The 21463-nt window shown below is 69.1% G+C and carries 11 protein-coding genes and 2 pseudogenes; 4 read left to right on the top strand and 9 right to left on the bottom strand.

Annotation, left to right across the window (positions count from 1 at the left end):
• Positions 1-46 precede the first annotated feature (46 nt).
• The gene (locus ACH4F6_RS36130; RefSeq protein ID WP_397964634.1) at positions 47-2290 is read left to right on the top strand and encodes a Helicase associated domain protein; all 2244 of its coding nucleotides are present in this window, start codon (positions 47-49) and stop codon (positions 2288-2290) included.
• 21 nt (positions 2291-2311) lie between these two features.
• On the opposite strand, the gene ACH4F6_RS36135 is transcribed toward ACH4F6_RS36130, so the two are convergent.
• Positions 2312-4174, bottom strand: a complete 1863-nt coding sequence (locus ACH4F6_RS36135) for a tetratricopeptide repeat protein (protein ID WP_397964635.1) — start codon at positions 4172-4174, stop codon at positions 2312-2314.
• A gap of 788 nt (positions 4175-4962) precedes the next feature.
• Here ACH4F6_RS36135 and ACH4F6_RS36140 point away from each other — a divergent pair.
• The 3 genes and pseudogenes from ACH4F6_RS36140 to ACH4F6_RS36150 all read left to right on the top strand — a co-directional run.
• Positions 4963-5163, top strand: a pseudogene (locus tag ACH4F6_RS36140) (restriction endonuclease); the annotation flags it as partial.
• A 383-nt stretch (positions 5164-5546) separates the two neighbouring features.
• Positions 5547-6113 carry a hypothetical protein gene (locus ACH4F6_RS36145; protein ID WP_397964636.1) on the top strand — a complete coding sequence of 189 codons (567 nt, stop codon included), beginning with the start codon at positions 5547-5549 and terminating at the stop codon, positions 6111-6113.
• A gap of 110 nt (positions 6114-6223) precedes the next feature.
• On the top strand, positions 6224-6763 hold the full coding sequence (locus ACH4F6_RS36150; protein ID WP_397964637.1) for a hypothetical protein: 540 nt from the start codon (positions 6224-6226) through the stop codon (positions 6761-6763).
• Here ACH4F6_RS36150 and ACH4F6_RS36155 read toward each other — a convergent pair.
• The 8 genes and pseudogenes from ACH4F6_RS36155 to ACH4F6_RS36190 form a co-directional block, all read right to left on the bottom strand.
• A pseudogene (locus tag ACH4F6_RS36155) lies at positions 6681-7504 on the bottom strand (IS5 family transposase). The gene ACH4F6_RS36150 and the pseudogene ACH4F6_RS36155 sit on opposite strands and share 83 nt — an antisense overlap.
• Before the next feature lie 877 nt (positions 7505-8381).
• On the bottom strand, positions 8382-9041 hold the full coding sequence (locus ACH4F6_RS36160; RefSeq protein ID WP_397964638.1) for a DUF2290 domain-containing protein: 660 nt from the start codon (positions 9039-9041) through the stop codon (positions 8382-8384).
• Positions 9028-11178, bottom strand: coding sequence for a DEAD/DEAH box helicase (locus ACH4F6_RS36165; RefSeq protein ID WP_397964639.1), 2151 nt, complete (start codon positions 11176-11178; stop codon positions 9028-9030). Before ACH4F6_RS36165 ends, ACH4F6_RS36160 begins: the two co-directional genes overlap by 14 nt.
• Before the next feature lie 134 nt (positions 11179-11312).
• A complete protein-coding gene (locus tag ACH4F6_RS36170) occupies positions 11313-11975 on the bottom strand; it encodes a hypothetical protein (RefSeq protein WP_397964640.1) in 663 nt (220 codons plus the stop codon).
• Complete coding sequence (locus ACH4F6_RS36175; protein ID WP_397964641.1) at positions 11972-14821, bottom strand: RNaseH domain-containing protein; 2850 nt, start codon at positions 14819-14821, stop codon at positions 11972-11974. The genes ACH4F6_RS36170 and ACH4F6_RS36175 overlap by 4 nt, the downstream gene beginning before the upstream one ends.
• Positions 14811-18140, bottom strand: coding sequence for a hypothetical protein (locus ACH4F6_RS36180; protein WP_397964642.1), 3330 nt, complete (start codon positions 18138-18140; stop codon positions 14811-14813). The genes ACH4F6_RS36175 and ACH4F6_RS36180 overlap by 11 nt, the downstream gene beginning before the upstream one ends.
• Positions 18130-19299, bottom strand: coding sequence for a hypothetical protein (locus ACH4F6_RS36185; protein ID WP_397964644.1), 1170 nt, complete (start codon positions 19297-19299; stop codon positions 18130-18132). The genes ACH4F6_RS36180 and ACH4F6_RS36185 overlap by 11 nt, the downstream gene beginning before the upstream one ends.
• A 1139-nt stretch (positions 19300-20438) precedes the next feature.
• Positions 20439-21077, bottom strand: a complete 639-nt coding sequence (locus ACH4F6_RS36190) for a hypothetical protein (protein ID WP_397964646.1) — start codon at positions 21075-21077, stop codon at positions 20439-20441.
• Positions 21078-21463 lie beyond the last annotated feature (386 nt).

The following is a 21463-nucleotide window of genomic DNA, read 5'->3' on the forward strand; positions in this document are numbered from 1 at the left end:
CGCCCTCCTGGAGCACCCAGCCGACCCCACGGAGCCCCACACCTCCATGGCCCCCGACATCGAGCTACGGCCCCATCAAAAAGAGGCCGTCGCCGCCACGACCGCCACGCTCCGCGACCACACCCGCGCGAGCGTGATCGCCGCCTGCGGCACGGGCAAGACCCTGATCGCCGCCCGCACCACCGCCCGCATCACCCCGCGTGGCCGCGTGCTGGTGCTCCTGCCGACGCTGGACCTGCTGTCCCAGACGATCCGTTCCTGGCGCACCGCAGGACGCAAAGGCACCACCATCGCGGTCTGCTCAGCACGCCAGGCCCTCGACCACGAACCAGTGGGTGCCGACACCCCGCTGACCACCGACCCCGGCGAGCTGACGGCCCTCGCCACGCCGTCCCGTTCCGGCCCGGTCACCGCCTACGCCACCTACGCCTCCCTGCCCGCCGTGGTCGCCGCCCACCGCGACCACGGCCTACCCGCTTGGGACCTGGTCGTCGTCGACGAGGCCCACCGCACCGCCGGCCGCCTGGGCAAGGCCTGGGCCGCCGTCCACCACGACGACCAGCTCCCCGCTGCTCGCCGCCTCTACCTGACCGCCACACCCCGCCTCTGGAACCCCGACGACGCCCAGGACGGCGACACGGAAGCCGTGGCCTCCATGGACGACGAAAGCCTCTTCGGCCCCGTCGCCTACCGGCTGACCCTCTCCGACGCCATCGACCTCGGCCTGCTCGCCGACTACCAGATCCTCGTCCCCGTCGTCACCGACGAAGACCTACGCGACTGGCTCGCCACCGGCCCCGGCGCCGGCGTCGACGGACTACGCCTGGCCGGCCGCCAGGTCGCCGCCCTGCGCGCCATCCACGACCACCGGCTGCGCCGCATCCTCACCTTCCACCACCGCGTCGCCGACGCCCGCGCCTTCGCCACCACCCTGCACGAGACCGCCAAGACCCTCCCCACCGAGCTGCGCCCCGAAGGCCTGTGGGCGGACTGGATCAGCGGCAACCACGCCCCCCAGGTCCGCCGTCGCCTCCTACTCGAGTTCGCCTCCCACACCGACACCCCGGCCGTGCTGTCCAACGCCCGCGTCCTCGGCGAAGGCATCGACGTCCCTGCCATCGACGCCGTCGTCTTCGCCGACCCCAAGAACAGCCCCGTCGACACCGTCCAGGCCGTCGGCCGCGCCCTGCGCCAACAGCCCAGCGCCGGCAAGAAGGCCACCCTCGTCGTCCCCGTCTACCTCACCCCCGGCGAAGACCCCGACGACCTCCTCGGCGCTGACGCCTACACCCCGCTCTGGCACACCATCCAAGCCCTGCGCGCCCACGACGACCGCCTCGAAGCACGCCTCGCCGACCCCCGCACCCACCGCCCCACCATGCCCCCCGAGGACCCCGAAGCCTGGCTCCGCTTCGACCGCCCCACTCAGGCCGAAGAAGTCGCCCTCGCCCTCTCCCTACGCGTCCTGGCACCCAAGAGCGCCGAATGGCGCCGCGGCCTCAAAGCCGCCCGCCGCTACCACCACACCCACCACCACCTCGACGTCCCCCAAACCTACGAAGACCCCACCGGCTACCCCCTGGGCCGCTGGCTCGCATGGCAACGCCACCTCCACACCACCGGCGCCCTCGACGAAGCCCGCACCCAGGCCCTCGAACGCCTCGGCATCATCTGGCACCCCCGCCAGCAAGCCTTCGACCGAGGCCTCGCCCACGCCGCCGCCTACGCCGCCCGCCACGGCCACCTCGCCGTCCCCGTCGAGACCATCCATGACGACTTCGCCCTGGGCCGCTGGCTGGCAACCCAACGCACCCGCGCCGACCAGCTGACCGCCGAACGCACTGCGGCCCTCACCGCTCTGGACCGGTGGTGGAACCCGCCCTGGCCGATCACCTGGCAACGCGCCTACCACGACACCCGTCGGGGCCTGACAGACGCCACGACAGCTCCCGAGGCGGGCAAGTGGCTCCAGGCCCAGCGAGCACACGCCCCAGCCCTACACCCCGAGCAGCAACGCCTCCTCACCGCCCTCGGACTCGACTTGCTCCCAGAGCCTGCTTCCACCCCGCCACAGCACCAACTGCCCGCACGCGAGCGTGCCTTTCAACGAGGACTGGCGGCCGCACGGGCGTTCCTCGAGAGGGAGGGCCACCTCAACGTTCCCCAACGGCACGTTGAAGACGTCGACGGCGATCTTGTGCGCCTGGGGCAGTGGCTGACCAACCTGCGCCGCCGCAAGGCAGCGTTGAGCCCCCAGCGACGACAGGCCCTCGCCCAACTCGGCCTGTAGATGCGGCGGGTGGCCGTGGACTCATCGGAGTGCTGCGGCGATCGTCTGGGTGAGTGGATGGCTGCTGCCCAGCGCCTGGCGGCAGTCTTCCTCCAGAGCAGCCAGCAGCGCGGCAGCCGCCTGCGCGCCCCGGGTGAGGCGCATGACCAGGGCATGGTCATAGCGGGTGGCTAGGGTACGCGGATGCGACGAGCCATGGAAGCGCTCTTGATCCCTGAGTACCGCGGACAGAACCTCTTGGGCCTGGTCCAGCTCACCGGTCTGTGCCAGGAGTCTGCCGAGCTGGTGGCGGGTGCTCAAGGTGCGTAAGTGTAGGCCGAGTATGCGCTCCTGGTCGCCAAGGACCTCTTCCAGCTGCCGGATTGCCTCCTGCAGGTCGCCGCATTGGCCCGTGAGAAGCGCCACGTCGAAGCGGGTACTGAGCGTGTGGGGGTGCGCTGCGCCCAGGATGCGTTCCTGGTCCTCAAGGACCTCGGCCATGGAGGCAAGGGCCTCGGCGGTTTGGCCGGCACGGCCGAGGGTCCGGGCCAGTTCTTGGCGTGTGAGCAGGACGTCCACGTGTTCCGGCCTCAAGGCGGCCGCCAGGTCGGGAAGCACCTCGCGTAACTGGTGCAGTGCCCCTGGAACGTCACCGCCATCGCGCAGGAACCGGGCTTTGCTGGTGCGGGTGACCAGGGTCGCTGCGTGACGGGTGCCCAGGACACGCTCTCGGTCGGGGGCGAGGCGGTCCAAGAGGGCGACGGCTTCCGACAGCCGGCCGGCCTCGGCGAGGTAGCGGGCTATGTCGTGACGCGCCGCGAGGGTATCGGGGTGGTCCGGGCCGAGCAGCGTGTCACGTTGCCGGTGCAGCTGATGCAGCCGGCTTACTGTGGGCAGAGGCTGCCCTGCGTTGCCCAGGGCGATGGCGTGCGCGTAGTCGGCGTCCGACACCCCGTGCCGTCGGGCGATGTCAAAAGCCTTGAGCGCGATGGTCGGCCGCATCAGGTCGACAGCCGCCCAGCCGAGGTCGAAGGCATCTTCCGCCGAGACCGCAGGAAGCAGCAACTCCCAGCTGCGTTCCGGGATCGCCGGCAGCCCAGGAAAATCGATCAAATAATCGAATGCCAGATAGTCGTCCTGATCAGGCAACAGAAGGCTGCTGGCCCCCTGCACCGGAGCCGTCGCCCACGCCAGCGCATCGGCAAGGGGCTCCGGCCGCAGAACAGCCCCGCCGCGCGCCGACAAATAGACCTCGTGCAACGCCACCAGGAGCGAGGCGTGTACCGGCCGGTGCAATCCCATGCGCCGGCAGTCAACGGCGGCAGCGACCAACGCGGCACCTCGCGGATGTTCTCCCGCCTGCCACGCGTGCATCCAGTCGTTGAGCAGCTCCGGGCCCGCAGCGAGCACCTCCGCGACCCCGAAACGGTCGGATGCCTGTGCTGCCGTCCTCAGACGCGGATCCCGACCCGCCCCCTGCGCCCGCTCGATCTCCCGCGGCGACCACAGACGATCAAGCTCCACCGGCTCTGCCGCATGCAGCAGAACCTCCCGGCCCGCCCTCCAGGTAGCCGCGTCTGCGACGTCACGCTGCCGCGCGCTGTACCGGTCGTACTCCTTGCTGCGCATCGACGCCAGAAGCACCACCTGCCGTTCCGGGCCGGCGAGCATGTCTTTGACCATCTGCAGGGTGATGCCGCCCGCTCGCAGGAATTGGTCGAACTCGTCGAACCACACCACACAGCGCCGAAGTGCGCACACAGCGGAGGAAAACGCCTGCAGGTCCTCTGACGGCCGCGCCTGAAGCAGCATGAAATCGGGGACCGCCGCGCGCATGGCCTCGTAAGCCAAGCGAGACTTACCGGCCGTCGAATCACCCACGATCAGTACGAAGCCGCCCTGCACGATCCGCCGTACCACCTCGTCGAACTGGTCACGCTCAACGAAAGCAGGAACCCGGTCCGGCTCAAGACGAGTGAGTGGTACGGCGCACCGCAGAGGGATGCACACCCAGGCTGATCGGGTCCGTCACATCCCGCACCCGTTGCGCCCGCTCGGCCAACCCTCTGTCGCGTACCTGGGCAGCGTGCCGTTGCTGCCGGTGCGACTGGAGAGCGGTCCTCGCCTCGTCAGCGAAAATACCGGTCACGGCGGCTGTGACCGCAGCCACCACAGCAGTCCAGCCAGTCGGCAGCCAAGCCGATGCCGCCAGCCCCGCCGCCGCTGCTCCGCTCGAAACACCGAGCAGAATCACCCATAAGCGAAGTGACCGCCACACCGTACCCCCACAATCATGGTCGGAGCAGAGCGTCGTCTGCCGTGCCTGACGAAGAACACGTACGGCTTCTCCAGGTATTGAAGCGCAGCAGCCCCGATTTGACCCTGACCGGCAGCAGATGCCCCCGGGCGCACCGATCTTCTGCCGTTCGGCTGGAGCCCGATGACCTGACGCCGCTGTACAGTGCGTCGAGAGCTCCTTCAGCCTGACCGTCCGTATGGTCGTGTACGCCCGGTTCGGACAGGACGGCTGGGCACGCGGTCCCGCACCCGTTCGCACGCCGTGCGGGACCGCGCCGGGTGCACTCCTGTGGCATGCTTCCCGGACCACCTGGTGATGACGTGGCCCAACCTGCCTGCTACGGCGGGGGGCGCAGTGACCTACACGAGCCTCCTTCGAGTCCTCACCGCAGCCGGGACGCCCGGTGCATAAGGCGGACGTTGTAGTGATGGTCACCAACGGCAGGATCACCCAGCCCGGCCGCACCTTTGCCCGGCAGCAGCGCCTGCACCTCGTCGACCGCTGGCTGCTCGCTGCCTGAGCTGCGGGATCACGGCCGCTGTGGGAACTGCTGTCCGCGCTTCCCCCGCCCCGCAAACCATCACAGCTCTCCTGAGCCCCCCTCGCGCCACCGCTGGAGAGAGCTGCCCCGCCGCTGAGTCGTCGAACGGTTACTGGCTTGGATCATGCATGCCCGTGACTGCCCCGTCCCGAGCGCAGGCCCGATCAACCCGGCCTGCGGCGACCTCCAGTCGTCGATGTGCGACTACGGGTGCGGTTGCTGCAGTGTGCGTCGGATGCCACTACTGGGAGTAGCCCGCCGAGGCCCGTCGGATCGTGTATGACGGACGGGCCGCACACGCGGCTGAACAGGAGGGGGCGCACCAGGTGACGACGTTGGATTTGGGGATCACCGGTCCCGCGCAGAGCGACCATCTGTACCACTTCACGGGGCGCGAGGGACGGCGGCCCGACTCGGTACCGGCCGAGATTCAGGAAATGAGCGCGCAGGAGCGTCTGGACAGCATCCTCCGAGAGGGGCAGTTCCGGGCGTACCCGCCGTTCGGCGCGACCACCCCGTGCGTCTGCTTCTCGGAAAGCCCGCCCGACCACCTCAAGTACCTCATCGGCTCGCGCCGGTTCTCCCCCTGGGGCATCGTCACTCACCGCTCCACACTTCTCACCTTCGGCGGAGGCTCCGTCGCGTACGTCCCGGACTCCGTGTACGGCGAGTTCCAGCAGGCCGGGCTCGGGCACTGGAGCGTGCGTACAGCCCAGGGCTCGACCTGGATGCACGAACGCGAGTGGCGTCTGCCCCGGCCAACAGGCCGCGCCGGGATCGCCAGCGTGCAGGCCGTCCTCGTCGGCGACATCAGCTGGCGGCCGTCGCTCGTCGAGGCCGGCTGGGTGGACCGGACGACAGGCGAGCCGGTGACCGGCGAAGAGGCCAGCCCGTACGCCGAGCCGATCTACGAACTGCCCCGTTTGTGGCGTGAGTCGGTGATATGGGTCTGGGACCCACGGACAGAGACGGTGGTGCCATACGGGCCCGGCACCCTGTGCTGAGAGGCCGTTCTCTTTCCGAATGTCGTGTGCGGATTCCGTTGGTCAGGCATGAGATTGCGGCTGTGGCGGGAGTCTCGACTCGTTGCTGATCGAGTCGGTGGGGGTGGCGGATGCCGTCGATGCGGGCGGTCCTGGAAACGCGGCGGAAGGCCGCTGCCGTGCGGGTGGATGAGCTCGAAGCCGAACTGAAGCGGGTGCGGGCAGACTTGGCGGATGCCGAGGAGGTTCTCAGGCTTCGGACGATCGGCCTCGAGCAGTATCTGGAAGCGCTCGCCGAGGAGGAACAGCCCGCCGAGACAGTCGTTGGCCCGTCGCCGAGGACGCCGGTGGGCCCGCGCCGTGCGGTGCCGCATCGACAGCACGCGGCCGGGGTCGAAGACCTGTCGGTGGACTACCAGGCGGTGATGGCAGCCGCGGCCGAGGCCGGGAACGACGGGCTGGGTGCCCGGCGGGCGGCCGTGGTGCTTGGATGGGACAGTGCCTCGGCCTCACGCGTCGAGGGCGCGAGAGCACGGCTGAAGAGGCTGGTGGAACGGGGCTGGCTGGTGGAGACGAAGCCCGGGAGGTTCACCCTGCCGTCAGGACTGCAGGCCGACGAGATCGTGCGGCCAGGCGGCGGCTCATCAGGGCGATCATCGACCAGCGGATGACGGCTTCGCTCGTGTCGGGGCGGCGTTCGTAGTCCCTGACCAGGCGGCGGCTGCGCAGAAACCACGCAAAGGACCGTTCGACGACCCAGCGGCGGGGAAGGGGCTGGAAGCCTCGGACGTCCTCACTGCGGCGGACAATGTCGAGGACGAGGCCGAGGTGCTGGCTGGTCCAGTCGGTGAGGTGGCCGGTGTAGCCGCCGTCGGCCCAGACCCTGGCCAGCCGCCGGAAGCGGCCAGCCGCCGGAAGCGGCCGGCCGCCGCTGGCAGAAGGGACCGGGCGCCGTCCCGATCGGTCACGGACGCCGGTGTGACCAGCACCGCCAGGAGAAGTCCGAGCGTGTCCGTGAGCAGGTGCCGCTTGCGACCGTTGATTTTCTTGCCCGCGTCGAAGCCCCGTGAGCCGAAGGTGACGGTGGCGTCTGCCTTCACCGACTGCGAGTCCACAACCCCTGCGCTCGGCTCGGCGTTGCGGCCTTCGCCGGCGCGGACGGCTTCCCGCAGCCGGTCATGCAGCTCGGTGACCAGTCCCGTGTCCCGCCAGCGGGCGAAGAAGGCGTAGACGCGCGGCCAGGGCGGGAAGTCCGCGGGCATTGCCCGCCACTTGATGCCGTTGTCGACGAGATAGCGCTCTGCGTCGATCATCTGCCGGTGGCAGTAGCCCTCCGGACGCCCGCCGCGGCCCGAAAGCCAGCCCGGCACCGGCAGCAGGTCCCTGACCACGGCCCACTCGGCATCGCTCATGTCCGAGCCGTATCGGGGCCCGCGCTGCGGCCGGTCGACCGCGTTCCCGAACCTGTGGGCGAGGCAGTCACACCCACGAGTGGACGAACTGGACTCGGCGACCACGACCACGCGACACTTCGACAACAGGGCCTCTTGCTTCTCGCTGGACTCGACATCCGCGAGCTACCAAGAGGCCCTTCCTTCATGCACCCGCCCCGGGCAACTCACCCGAACCAGGACCCCGTTCGAACCTGCCCGACCGCGCGAACGGATAGAGAACAGGCAGTGAGATGCCCCGGCCGGATCCCGGGGAGGCGTCACGCCGCTCCTGGTGCACTCGGTCCGACGCGAGAAAGCGGCCAGCGGCCGGTCATCCAGTGACTACGCGACCTGCGGTGCAACCCGAAAGGCCTACCACCTCAGGGCTTCACTGGACCCTGGCTTGGCATGCTCAAACGATGGGCGGGCTCGGCCGACAACGGGCTGTTGCGTTGCCTCGTCGCGCAGGCCGTTCAACAATTTGGCGAGGAGGTCATGCGATCTCTGCGTGGGCGGCCTCGCTCTTGCCCTTCTTCTGCCTGCCGATCATGTTCGACAGGACGGCGGCCTGATGGTCTGAGGGGGAGTGTCGGTTGCACGTCGTCGTCTGGGCGTCAGTGGTGCAGGTGCGGTGGGCCTGGTCGTTGACGCTGGCGGGTGGTACTCACTCGTTGCTGGCATGAGTGACGAACGGCAATGTCATTCTCGCGTCGACCACCACCTTCCGCCCCCGTACCTTGAGTCCCAGCGCCGGGCGTCGTCGGCGGTGTCGCGCAGTTCGTCGAGGTCGGCCTCCGGAGACTTGCCAGCCGCCGTGCCGGTCGGGGACAGCGGACCCGCTCACCCGCAAGGCCGGCTAATGCCACATCAGGTGGGGGCTCGCGCGGTCCTCGTCCGTGAGCGTGCGCTCACCGATCTGGCGCGTGGCGCCTCCGGTGAAGTAGCCGCGGTGGGCTGCCCACAGGTCGGCGTAGAAGTGCCGGAAGATGAAATCGGCGAACCGCCCCACGTGCATAGGTGCGGAGCAGGCGATCCGGCAGTGCGCCGAATTGATGGTCAGATGAGAAGCGGGATGCCCCAGGGTGGCGGAGGCGGGGTCGAAGTCGAAGCGTATGGCCGAGTGCAGCACCATGCTGGTGGGGCTGTCTGCCACGTAGAGGTCGACGACGTCCAGCAGTGGTTCGACGCGGACCAGCTCCCTGTCCATGCGATACGGCGCGGGTATGTAGGCGAGCCGGTGGCCGGTTATCTCCCCTCCTTCCACGTCGTAGGTGAGCTGCAGGAGGGCTCCGTCGAAGAGGTAGGCGGAAAAAGCGCCAGCCTCCACCCACCGACGGTAGTCCTCCAGGCCGGGATCCCCGCGGTGGGTGAGGAAGGGCATGCTGGGATCCAGCGAGTGCCACGAGACTCTGGTGCCGTCGATAGACACCGTGTTGATGTACACGGCGATCTCCGAGGCCAGCAGGTAGTCGAGCAGGTTGTTGATGTCGTCGCGGACGGCTCTAGGCGTCGTCACCCGGCAGCTCTTCCCTCAGCTTGGTCATCAGACGCGTGCGCAAGGCGGGGGGGATGTCACCGAGGTCGATCTCTTCTGCCTCGTAGGCTTCCATGAACATCTGCAGGCCTTCGGTGGCCCGTTTCACCGAAGCGCGGCCGTGGACAGACGGGTTGCGGTTCACCTGCCGCATCCGGTCCAGCTCTGCGCGGCTGGGGATAGTGAATTCCAGCTGGAAGTTCTTGGCCCGGACGGTGTCGACCTCGCGTGAGATCACGTCCATGGCGTCGCCGTAGCCCACGATGCGCACCCAGGCCCGGCTGCGGGTGATGGCGGTGAAGAGCGTGTTGCGGCGGGTGACGGCGTTGTAGTCGTGGGCCGCGTGCTGGGCGTCGATGACGTAGACCATCGGTGCCTCGTTGCCCTTGGCCCGGAAGATGTGCGCCAGGGCGACGGAGTCCCTGACGAAGACCGTGTCCGCGCTGGTGCTGACGCCGACCAGGTGCGAGGGGATGCCGTGTTCGCGCAGGGTCCGCATCAGCCGGGGCGCGCGGGACTTGGCGCGGTAGACGTCGGGCAGGACGATCAGAATATCGTCGTGCTCCAGCTCGTCCTCGGCGAGGTTCTGCTGGATCTGCCGGGCCACCCAGATGTCCTGTGCCTCTTGAGTGTCGAATGCCTGCATGACGACGGCGTCGTCCACCCTCAGCTGCTCGCGGAAGTAGGCGGGGGCGCTGTCGTGCTTGCGCCTGAGGGCGACAGGTGCACCGAGAGCCAGTTCGCCGCGCACGGTCTCGTAGCCGATGTCATTCCACAGCTCCGGATCGTCGAAGTGCTGCAGCAGGCTGCCCTCCCGGTAGGCACCGATCCCCAGGGCGTGCGCGGTGGCCAGAGCCCACGGAGTGTTGCGGTAGCAGACGGGCAGGACGATGTCCTTTCTTGGCTCCTTGTCCCGGTTGATGATGCTGACCAGGCTCTCCCCTTCGGGGCCGGTGCCGAAGAGCTCGTCCGTGCTCGGCATCGCCGACTCCGACAGCTTCTGAAGCTCGTCATACCCCCACACGATCCGCTTGGGGTCCTTGGTGAAGTGATAGACCAGCTGGAAGAACTCCGGGGGGAGATCCTGGGCCTCGTCGATGAGAACGACATCGAAAATGGGGGCGGGGCGGGTCTCTTGGACGATCGTCAAAAGCTCGCGGCAGACGCCCTGGAAGGCGTCGTCCATCCCGTACGCAGCGCGGGCGTAGTTCCAGTCCCGCACCGTCGTCCCGGCCGCGCGGGCCATTTCGCTGTACAGGCCGGCCCGGGAGGCGGAGCCCCACGAGTGCATGATCTGCAGGTACTCCTCGTCCGGTCGGTCGTTGCTGTACTCGAACGCGAACCGCGTGACGAGATTGTCGATCTGCTCGTGCAAGGCCCGGGAGTAGTACGTGAAGGCGATGCGCCACTCGGGGTGCTGGGTGTGCAGGTAGGCAGCCTTCAACGCCAGGACCACCGTCTTGCCCGACCCGGCCAGACCCCGGATGCGCTGCGGTCCTTCCGGGGTCTCAATGGCGGCTGCCTTCTGCCACTGGTCCAGGTTGGCTATCCCCGCCTCAATGATCTTCAAGACGGCGCCGCGTGAGGCGTCGTCCTGGACCGAGGCCCGCTTTTTGCCCGGCCTCATGGTCGTCACACGCTGCAGCGCGGCCTGCACCGCCCGCTCGAGGGACTCATCCATCCCCGGCAACCGGCCGATCTGTGCCGCCACATCCTGAAGATCGCAGTAGATGCTGCCCTCGGCGTCAGACTCCGGAGCCTCCACACGGCCCGGAAACACCGTCACCGTGGTGATGTCCACCGCGAGTGAACGGCGTTTGCGCAGCGTGCTGTGCTTGCTGAGAGTGCTGTCCAGCACGTTGTAGAGCCGGTCCTGGCGAGCCTGCGCCTCCTCCCACTCCTGCGCATTCCGGGGAACCGAGTCAGGTAGCAAGAACGCGACCAGGCCATGCGCTTGGCTGACCATCAAGGCATCCACCTCGACGGTCTCGTCAGCCGTAGCCAGCACCGGATACCCGAGATACACCGTCCCCTCGTCGGCCACCTCCCGCAGCTGCTCCGCCAGCAACGAGGCACGGATCCGATCCCGGCTCTCGCCGTACACCACCTGCAAAGACATTCGCGACGCAACTTCCTCAGAATCGTCGGGGCAAGAAGCCCCGTCCAGCAAGGCCCCTCACCGCGCTGCGGATGGCTCATCCTAGTGACAGACGTGACAGCGCCCACGTACCGCCCGTCACGACGGGCCTGCTGTCAACTGCCCCCTGCCCGCCCGGAGCACGCGGCAAGGTAGGCCTGCCCGGCCGAGGTGAGGCGGTACTGCCACGCACTGGCGTCCTCGATGTAGCCATGCCCGTGCGGGCCGAGTCGGCGGGCCGCCACCCGCCCGATGGCGATCTTGGCGAGGGTCTGCTCGGGGGCGGCGGCGACGGTCTCGAGCGCTGCCTGCAGCCACTCGGGCAGCAGCGAGCGGTCGGGGACGGGCTCGGCGGACGGCGGTTGCAGCGCCCGTGCGGCGGCCCGGCCGCTGCGGGTGAGCCGGACGTGGGTGTGCCAGACCGGGCCGCCGGGGGAGTCCTGCGCCACCCGCCGTAGCTCGATCAGCCCCCTGCGTTGCAGCGCGGCCAGCGTGGCACCGGTGCCCGCATCCAGGACCTGACGCTGGCCCAATTGCTGCTGGGCCGACGTGGCTTCGGCGGCCGGGTGGTCGATGCTGTAGGTGATCCATCGCCACTGCTCGGCTGGCTGCCGCTCTCGGGTGGCGTGCCAGCGTCGCCTCTGGGCCTCCTCGTTGTCCTGGTCGAGCGCGTACAGCACCTCGAGGTAGGTCTGCTGGCGCGCGTTCAGGCCCTGGACGGCGCGTCCTGCACCGCCCGGCTGCCCGCCGGGCGGCGTGGGTGGTGCAGGCGGTGTCATGAGGATTCCGGCTGGTCGATCGGCTCGAGCTGGTGCGAGGGCAGCAGCACCTCGCCGAGCTTGTAGGCCAGGTGCAGCTCGATGGGCAGCATCAGAGGATCGGCGAAGTGCGCGGCCGCGGAGCGCCGCTGGTGCGCCAGGGCCGCCCATGCCGCAGGTGAGTCGCCGTTCTGCTTGACCGCCACGAGCAGTTCCAGCAGCTGCGGATTCCACACGTCCTTGCGGGTATCGAGTTTCCAGTCCTCCCGGTCCTTGCTGACCTTGCCCCAGTGCCGCTCCAGCCGGGAGCCACTCGGGCTGCCCGGCCCGGCGGTGGAGGGTTTGTCGGCGGTGGCGAAGAACAGCCGGTCGTTGTCCTTGCTGGCCCACAGTCCCGCGCCCACACCCACCTGTTTGTCCGGGCCGTCCTTGCCGAACGCGAAGTGCTGGGCGGTCTCGTTACCGACGTTGGTCCGCAGCCGGATGTGCCGCAGCCCCTTGTAGTCGTTCGCCGCCAATGGCTTGTCCGGGTGGAAGGCGAGCCGGTCGGCGGCCAGGTTCGGATTGGTCAGAGCCGGGCACAGCGAGCGGACGTTCTGCGCCAGGGTGAACAGCGCCAGGTCGCCGCCGTCGCAGGACTCGGCCACGCATTCGGCGAAGAATTCCTGCACCTCCCCTTTGCCGAAGGTGCGGGGACGGTTCCAGCCGGCCAGCTGGATGGCAGCCCGGTGATAGGGGAGCCAGCCGGACTGGGGCAGACGGACCAGGGCGTGGGGCCGGTCGGGCACGGTGGCCACGGCCAGCGGCATGACGGTCTTGAAGTCGCCGGTGCGGCGTACCATCCACAGTCCGAGGCAGGCGACATCGGTCAGCTCCTGGGCCTTGGTGCCCTGCTTGGCCGGCGGCCTGATCAAGCCGGTCTGTCGGATCAGCAGGTCACTGACGGCCCTGCGGGTGCGTTCCCGCCGACTGCTCGCCGTCTCCTTACCCGTGTCCACTTGTGCTGCGTCCTCGTCGTCAAGGCCGCCTGCCGCCTCCTCGCTCGCGGAGGGCGGCAGCAGGTTCTGGGTGACGGCCTCGCACAGTGCTGCCCCGGCCTTCACCACCATCTTTGGGTCGTGGTCCGCGGAGGTGAAACCGTCGGCGCCGCGCATCTCCACCAGGACGAAGCGGGCTGTCGTCCCGGGCTCGGGATGCCCGAGGATGCGGCTGACCTGCAGCTGGCGGCTGACGCCGGCTGCCTTGAGGCGGTCGTTGCGCCGGGTGATGCTCTGATCCAGCTCCAGGTCGTCGGCGATCTCACCCACCGGCTCGACGCGCAGCAGCACCTCCAGCTCGGCGGTGGAAAACCGCTGCCGCCAGGACGCAACCAGCCCGGGCTGGCCAGCCACGTCTACGGGCAGGTCCAGTGCGAACGCAACCGCGTTCAGTGCCTCGTCGCGCATGGTGGTGGTGTCGCACCACAGCACGATCTCGATTCGCGGCCCGGCCGCCTTAGCCAGCGTGCTGCGGTCGATGCGCAGCAGATCTGCGGCAGAGGGCCGCGTGCGGGAGGGGATGGGGACACGTTCGCAGGCAGTGTCGATCTCGGCGAAGTCGGCCAGGGCGGGCACCAGTTGGCTGAAGATGCGCCACTTGTCCTTGGCGGAGATGCCGTCGCCGACGGCGTGTCCGGTGTTCTTTCCCAGCCCGGGCCGGTAGGGGACACCGGCGATGGGCGGCCGGGGCCGGCCCTCGATGTCTGGCTCCGGATCCAAGAAGGCCATTGGGTCCCGGGCCAGGTCGGCGGGATCGGGCAGGAGCGCGAAGGAGCCCAGGCGCTCCAGTGTGGGCACCAGGTCGTTGGTCCATCCCATGAAGCCCTGCTTCTTTCCGGCCGGGCCGGGGTGCCAGGTCATGGACGCGAGCCCGAACGGGCTGCTGGCATCCGCCCAGGGGGAGGGGGACAGCAGGTGCACGCCGATGTTCCGCTTCGCATCGAAGACGTTGTAGCGGGCCCAGCGGCGCATCCCTACCCGCACGTGCAGCCGCGGCTGCACCGTCGCCTCCAAGCCCCTGGTCTGCACCGACAGCCGTAGCGTGTAGGACCACGGGTAGCGCACGCCGCCCGAGCTCTCGTACACGTGTGGCGGCCAGGACACCAGCTCCGCCCCGTCACGGGCGGCCGTCCGCCGCCACGAGGACGTGTGCACCGCCGCAGACCCGATCTCCTCGTCCTCCCGCTCGCCCCCCTGGAGTGCGTCGCCGGCCTCGTCCACCGCGGCACCGGCATCCGGATCCTCCGGTGCGTTGGCCTTGCCATGGACAACCTTCCAGCCGCTCGTGCACAGATGCGCGGCCAGCGCGTGCGGCACCAGGGTGTAGTCGGAGCTCTCCGGCTCGTCGCCCAGCCCGAGGCTGAGGGTCTTGCGGGTGAAGTGGAGGTCTTCCCCGCGAAAGGCATCCAGGATACGGGCCAGTGCCGTGATGTCGATGACCGGCTTGCGTGAGCGCCGCTCGGCCAGCTTGTTGCGATGGATTGCGGCGGCCATCAGACCGCCCTTGACGAACTCCACCAACTGCTCGCGGTTAGGGGTTTTTGCGTCCGCGGCCGCCGACCAGGCCAGCCACATCTCGCCGCGGCGCGCGCGGGCGTCATGCGTGAGAACCTGCGGCATCAGCGCGGCGATCGCACTGTTGACCGCCCACAGCGGAATGCCCCGCACCTCTTCTTCTGCGTCTCCCTCGGCCGTTGCGGGCCGGAAGATCTCCTCGCGCAGAGGCCGCGCCCACACCGCGGGGAACTCGCACGTCCAGTACTGCGCCAGCGGATGGCCGACGAAGGACTTCAGGCGCAGGGAGAGGGGTTGTAAGAGGTCATAGCGCACGATGTTGCTCCACCAGGATGTGCAGGGACTGACGAAGGGGCCGGTACAGCGGTCCGGCGAACGCCTCATCAGGCCCGTCGAGGGCTTCATTGAGGGCGTCGAGCATGCCCACCAGCGTGCTGTCGTCGCGGGTGGGGTCGAAGGCGGCGTCGCAGAAGTACACGCGGGCCGTGGCACCGCCGCGCAGCATCCGGCCGATGATCTGGTTCAGCGGGGCGATGTTCGTCCAGTCCATGGCGCGCCGCTGTGCCGAGCCGGCATCGGTCAGCGCGTACCGCAAGGACTCTTCCAGCATGTCGAGCCAGGTGCGGCTGGCCAGCTCACGGAACATCCGGGCCCGCTCGCCCAGCGCCGTGTCAGGACCGGCCGACGGCACACCGCCGCGGATCTCCTGCACCGCCCACCGGTTCATCGTCTGCACGTGGTAGCTGAGGTCTTCGGGATGCAGGTGGGGGCGGACCATATAGAACGCGGCGCCCAGCGCGGCGACGTGGTCGTCGTTGAGGATGTTGTGTCCGCGCTCGATGGCCAGCTGAGGCGCGATCAGAATCCAGGCGTCCCGGTGGCTCGTCATCGCGTGCACGTTGCCGCGGGCGATGGTCTGCCCGCTCCAGTGGTGGCTGCCGGAGTCGTCGTCGGGCACCATCTGCAGGATCTGATCGGCCCATTCGGGCCGCAGCCGGATCAGATGCCGCAGCACCTCCTCGGCCTCCCGGTAGCTGCCCACCAGCAACAGGACACGCTGCCGCCCTTCGGGCAGGTTGTCGCGGATCTCCTCCAGCCGGCTCCTGCGCGGCCCGCGCAACCCACGCTGTCTGGCGCACAGTCCGGCCAGCAGCTCCCTCAGCGCCTCCATCCGCTCCTGGCCGAGCCGCCCCGACACGACCACCGCGTGCGTGGCTCCGCTGTAGTCCTCTGCCTTGACCGGCAGGTACTTCAGCACGATCCGCTCGTGCAGGGGCACCATGTCGCCGGTACGGGAGGCCAGGATGCCAGCGACGGGCACCTGTACGTCATAGCGCGGCGAGTTCCCCGCCCAGCTGGTGGCCGACAGCAGCAGGCACGCCGGCCCCTCATCCGCCTCACTGCCCGCCACGCTGGGCACGTCCCGGTACAGGTGCGGCAGGTTGATCAGCAGCCAGCGGCCGATGCCCGAACAGCGGAAGAAGGACAGGGTGCCGATCTGTTCCGCCGCACCCTCACTCTCGCGGTACTGGAAGCCCAGCAGGTTGCCCATGGGGGACTCCGGCACCAGCGGCAGGTACTCCGCGGGCGGACGGTGCACGAGGCTGGAGCCCATGGCTTCCAGCCCGGTCTCCATCTCCACTTCCCAGCAGGCACGGGTGAGCAGGGCGAGCTTCTCGGCGAGCAACGCGACGATCATCGTGACCTGGAACCGTACGGCCAGCCGCTCCAGCGCCTGATCCCCGCTCAGCACCACGTCGTCCTGCCCGCGCAGCCACTCCACCAAATCCTGCGTGACCAGGCCGGGCGGCTGATACCCGCGCGCGGTCAGGTCGCGCAGGAATGCGCAGGACGCGTCCTGGCCGCGGTAGCGGCCGGCCGGAGCGTCTAGCCACTCCACGAAGACGGCCCTCCACCGCTCGCGGCACTCCTCGTCCGAGTCCCACATCGCGGGCTGCCCCCGCCGCTTCGTGGCCCCTTCCTCCTTCGGGCGCGGCCGGCGGGCGATCTCGCCGGCCAGCCGCATCGCCAGCCGCCACTCGTTGAAGTAGCCCTGGCTCAGCCACTCCCGCACATGGGCGTGTTCGGCCAGCAGACTGCGCAAGTGGGTCACCAGCAGCCCGGCGGTGCTGATGTCGACGGACCAGTCCCGCACCGGCTCGCTGAACAGGTGCTGGCCGCGGGTATGCCGCATGTGCCGCTCGAACAGCGGCCGCACCTCGTCCAGCCAGGCGTCCTCACCCGGCCCGGCCAGCGACTGCGAGGGGCTGAACGCCTGGTCCCACTGGATCTGCACCCGGTCGGCCTCGTCCACCACGAAGGCGTCGCTGCGCTGCCAGGCCAGTTCCAGATACCGCATGTCGTGCTGCGACAACTGCTCGGGCACCCGGCAATACATCAGGCTGGCGGGGGTGGCCACCCACACGGTGGCGTCCACCAGCTCGCGCGCGGCCTCGTGCCGCCCGCACACCGGAAGCAGCGAACAGCCCACGGCCGGCTCCCGCTGCTGCTGATCCGCCCCTTCGCTGCTCCACGGCCGCAGCCGGTGCGAACAGGGTGCGTCCTTCAGTGCCAGCGGCTCGGTCAGCTCGGCCACGCCCTGCAGCACGCACGAGGTGGAGATCCACCGCAGCCGGGGGTCCTCCAGCAGCATCAGACCCCGCGCATGCACGTCCACGGGACGGTGCACCTGCTGCAGGTGCCGGCCCCGGTTGGCCGCTCCCAGGATCGGCGCCGCCCGCACCCCGTACCGGCACAGCGCGGTAACCATGTCCAACACGGCCACGACATCGCCGAGGATGACCGTCAGGGTGTGCCGCCGCTGCGGCTCGGCGCCCGCCCACACGGCCGCCACGGTGATCAGCGTGGTCTTGCCGACGGCCGGCATGCCCACCACGTGCACCAGATCCTGAAGCGGCAGCCTCTTCGACTCACGCATCCGGCCGTTGTGCCGCACCAGCAGGTACAGATCGTCGATCCGGCGACGCCAGTTGCGCTGCTCACCTAACTGCGCGTCGACCGCATCCATGCGGTCGGCCGTCGCCGCAAGCGCCGACCAACGCAAGGTCACTTTCTTGCGCCGCCGCCCCACGCGATGCCGCCGGGCGGGCCCGGGAACCATCCCGTCCGGGATGACCACGCCGGCATCCCCGCGCGCCATGCGGTACCGCACGCCCTCCTGGGCCAGGCGCACCCGGTGCGTACGGTGCTGCGGCAGCGCGGCCAACGCCTGCGCATAGACCCGGCTGCGCTGGGAGGCCACCGACACCGACACCCGCCGCTGGGGAGCCTGCTGTGGGTCCTTCACATCGAACAGGCGCAGCATCTCCGGCACCGCCTGGTATGCCTCCAGCCGCTTGTGCCACGCGTGCCTGCTCTTCAGCTCACCCACCAGCCACCGCAGCGACGACGTCATCGCCACCGCCCGCTGCCGGCGGGTACGAAAGTCGTACCCGCCCATCAGCGCCCAGGCATCCGCCGCGGCCGCACCGGCCGCCCACGCCTCCAGCGCCGACAGCCCCAGCTCCACCGACGCCACCAGCCGCACATCCACCCGGCCCAGGCCGTGGCTCCTGGCCGCACGCCGTAGCTGATGCCCCAGCCCCTCGTACCAGCCGCTGCGATCACGGGCCACAGACGACCTCCCCCACCGGCCCCAGATCCGGGCACGAGCCGACCAGATCCCAGTCGGAGACCACCTCGATGTGCGGCTGCGCCCGCAGCGCTGCACTATGCCGTGCAAGAATCTTCAGGTAATCGCGGTTGCCGTGCAGCCGGTCGTGCGGAACGACCAGATACCCCCGGCGATAGGCGTGCGGATCACCGGAACCCCAGCTGGGGAACGTCTTGATGCGCCGGGCCAGGAGATACGGACTGTGCCAGTCCTTCACATCCACACCGACGCTGTATCCGTTTGGCCAGGACGCCACCAGATCCAGCGCGTCCAGCTTCGGATACAGCACCACCCGTGCTCCCCGTGCGGCCAGCCGCTGCGCCAGATCCACCTCCGGATGCCCCGGCAGGGCAACGAACCGCACCAGCTCCAGCTCCAGCCGCCGCGCCCCCTCCGCCTCCACCCAGACCGGCCCGGGCAGATCGTGCCGCCGCCCGCACCGCCACACCCGGCACCGCACCGAGCCGTCTGAGCGCGGAGCGATCCACTGCTCGCACCCCCCGCACACGGCCACGCGCCCGCGCACCGTCAACTCGACCGGCACCGGCCCGTACGACTCCTCCATCCAGGTCGCCCACTGCGGCACCTCCAGCACCGCATTCTTCGCCGCCAAAAACGCGTCCGGCCCCAGGACCGCGTGTTCGGTGACGAACAGCCGCCACCGCGCGTACAACTCAGGCCGCCCCAGCAGGGCAGCGGTGTCTTTAATGTGCTTCACCAGCGAGCTCTCGTGCACCTCGGACACCACGTCCTTGGCCGCAACAGCCCACTCCAGGCAGAACTCGCTCGGCTCACCGCCGATCAAGAGCCGCTCACCCTGCACCTGGGCGTCGGGGTCCAACTCCAGCGGCCAGGCGTCCACCGCCTGCCCGGTGCACCATGCCCCCACCAGATCCTGCACACCAACCGGAGCCTCCCTGCCTGCCCGCACACATAAGGCAGCCAGCCGGTCCAGCCCGAGCTGCAGACTCTGATGGTACGGCTGCTGAAGCTGGCGCACCCCCGCCCAACCCCGCATCCCCACCAGCCCGGACGCCACCAGGCTCAGGACCACCTCACCCGCACGGACCGCACTGGAGCGCCCGGAGAACACCGGCCCCGTCTGCTGTGTCTGACTCACGCTCCAAACGGTAGAGGCCACCACTGACAGTCACCGGGAAAACTGACCAGTAACCCCTTGTGACCAGGAAACGACCCCGATCGCATCAACCCCCAGCACCTCATCCGTCACCCGCGTCCCTTTCCGCCATCCGCGCCAGCAGCAGACGAAGACGGTCCGCGCACCCGGGCTCCCAAGCCGGCAGCAGCGCCCCGGTCGCAGGGTCGAGCTGCCCACGCCACTGCGCCACGCGATCCCGAACCGACATCGGCCACCCGTCCCACCCCACTCCCGGCTGACTGCTGATCACCTCCAACTGCAGAGGATGCCCCAGCCTCTCCAACCGGCCACTCAGTACTGACACCTGAGCCTCCGTCCACGCCAGCACCCGCCGTCCACCCAGGGCACGCCCCAACACCACGGCGCCTTCAGCCGGCGAAGACGCGCCCCGGGGAACCCCATGGCCGCCCACCCCGGCGAACCGCACCGCCACATCCACCAGCCTGCGTCCACCCCCGTCTACAGCGGTCACCACAGCCGCAGCCGCTGGACGTACCCGGCCCGACGCCGTCTGGCCCCCACTTACCGCCTCCACCCACACCACCGCCAGGCGCTGATCACCCAGCACCTCCCGCGCCCACCGCTTGAGCTCTCCCCGCCGTTCCCGCAACTGCGCCTGGAACGTGGTCACTTCCCGCATCCGCCAGCACATCGGACACAGCCGCTCTCCCTCCCGCACGGCAAGAGAGCGATCACAGCACGCGCCACACTGTCGGCACACATGCGCTGATAGCGTGCGCCGCCGGGCCGAAGCCTCCAACTGCCCCGCCGACGCCGCAGTGGGCCGGCTCCGCTCCACGCGGTACAGCCCCACCGAGCTCCGCCGCCCCCGACGGTAGGAACGCACGTGTGCGTCAACCGGCCCCGCAGGCACCCGCGGAAGATCACCCGACGCCAACTGACTCTTCGACACTAGAGACCAGGGCACCTGTGTCCAGTCCTCGTACACCGCTGGCACAGCCATACCCGACCCTCCAACCCGCACAGTCCGTAACAGAATCACGGAACGAAGCTAGCCCCTAACTCACATGAGAGCAACCCATCAAAAAACGCTCTGAACAGCAATTTTGAAGTTTACAAACTAAGGATCAGCATGTAGGTCAACCAAGCCCCCACCTCAACCCGGCCCGCAACACATCACCCACGGTCACAATCTGATCAGCCAGCCGCTCATACTCCGCGAGAGCCACCTCACCACCACGCTCCGGCCGCCGCCTGACAACCCCCGGATACCGATCACGCCAATCCCGAAGCCCAGCAACCGCCTCAGCCGACACAGACCAACACCCCGCCCGCACCTGCCACGCCAACCCGGCCGGAAGACGAAACGACACAGCCTCCGGATACCCCCCATCCCGAGCTCCCGGCCACCGCCCCACCCCGGCCACCTCATGGCCTTCGTCCGGCCACACCCTGCGCCACCCCCGAGCCTCCACCTCCCGCCGCACCCCATAGGCAGCAATCGCATCCACGGTGTCCAGCAGCTCACCGGCCTCCCGCAAACGAACCACCTCCGCGCGCAACTCGGCCCGCACCACTGCGGCCTCACCCCGACTCAGGCCCGCCACATCCCACTCAGCACTGCCCGTCAGGGCCCGCCGAACCTTGCGGTACCGCTCAACCACCTCCCGAACCCGAACCCGTGTACCCAAAGCCACCTTGACCGTCATCAGCGTCGTGCCCTCATCGCTCACCACCACAGCCTCCCAGAACCGCAACGCATCCTCACCCCCGAACACAGGAAGCACCTGGCGCCAGCCAGGTGAACCACCCTGACAACCACTCAGTCCGGCGACAGCCGGACGAAGTACGAGACCGGATAGAACATTGGGAGCAATGACGCCCGTCCGGCGACAGCCGGACACAGCCGCCCAAGCTCCCCGGCAGGGGAGTGGCGGCAACTCAAATATCTGCGCAACCACACGGTTTTGACATCACCGGCGCCGACAGGCGCCGGCACTCTTCCCCGTCAGGGGAAGAGGCCTCAACTCAATTCAGTCCTGCCGTCAGGCAGGACACACTCCCTTTGTGCAGCAGGCCGTCAGGCCTGCCAACCCTCAAAGAAAGCAGCCAAGTTGGCCCGCCAGGGCCAACCCGTTTTCTGCCACACAGTCGTGCCGTCAGG

Source organism: Streptomyces sp. NPDC017936, from assembly GCF_044328485.1.
Taxonomy (GTDB): Bacteria; Actinomycetota; Actinomycetes; order Streptomycetales; family Streptomycetaceae; genus Streptomyces.

Excerpts from the sequence above, each read along its gene's own strand:
- ACH4F6_RS36150 (WP_397964637.1), top strand. The coding sequence starts at position 6,224 with ATGCCGTCGATGCGGGCGGTCCTGGAAACGCGGCGGAAGGCCGCTGCC.
- ACH4F6_RS36170 (WP_397964640.1), bottom strand. The coding sequence starts at position 11,975 with ATGACACCGCCTGCACCACCCACGCCGCCCGGCGGGCAGCCGGGCGGT.
- ACH4F6_RS36165 (WP_397964639.1), bottom strand. The coding sequence starts at position 11,178 with ATGTCTTTGCAGGTGGTGTACGGCGAGAGCCGGGATCGGATCCGTGCC.
- ACH4F6_RS36130 (WP_397964634.1), top strand. The coding sequence starts at position 47 with ATGGCCCCCGACATCGAGCTACGGCCCCATCAAAAAGAGGCCGTCGCC.
- ACH4F6_RS36145 (WP_397964636.1), top strand. The coding sequence starts at position 5,547 with ATGAGCGCGCAGGAGCGTCTGGACAGCATCCTCCGAGAGGGGCAGTTC.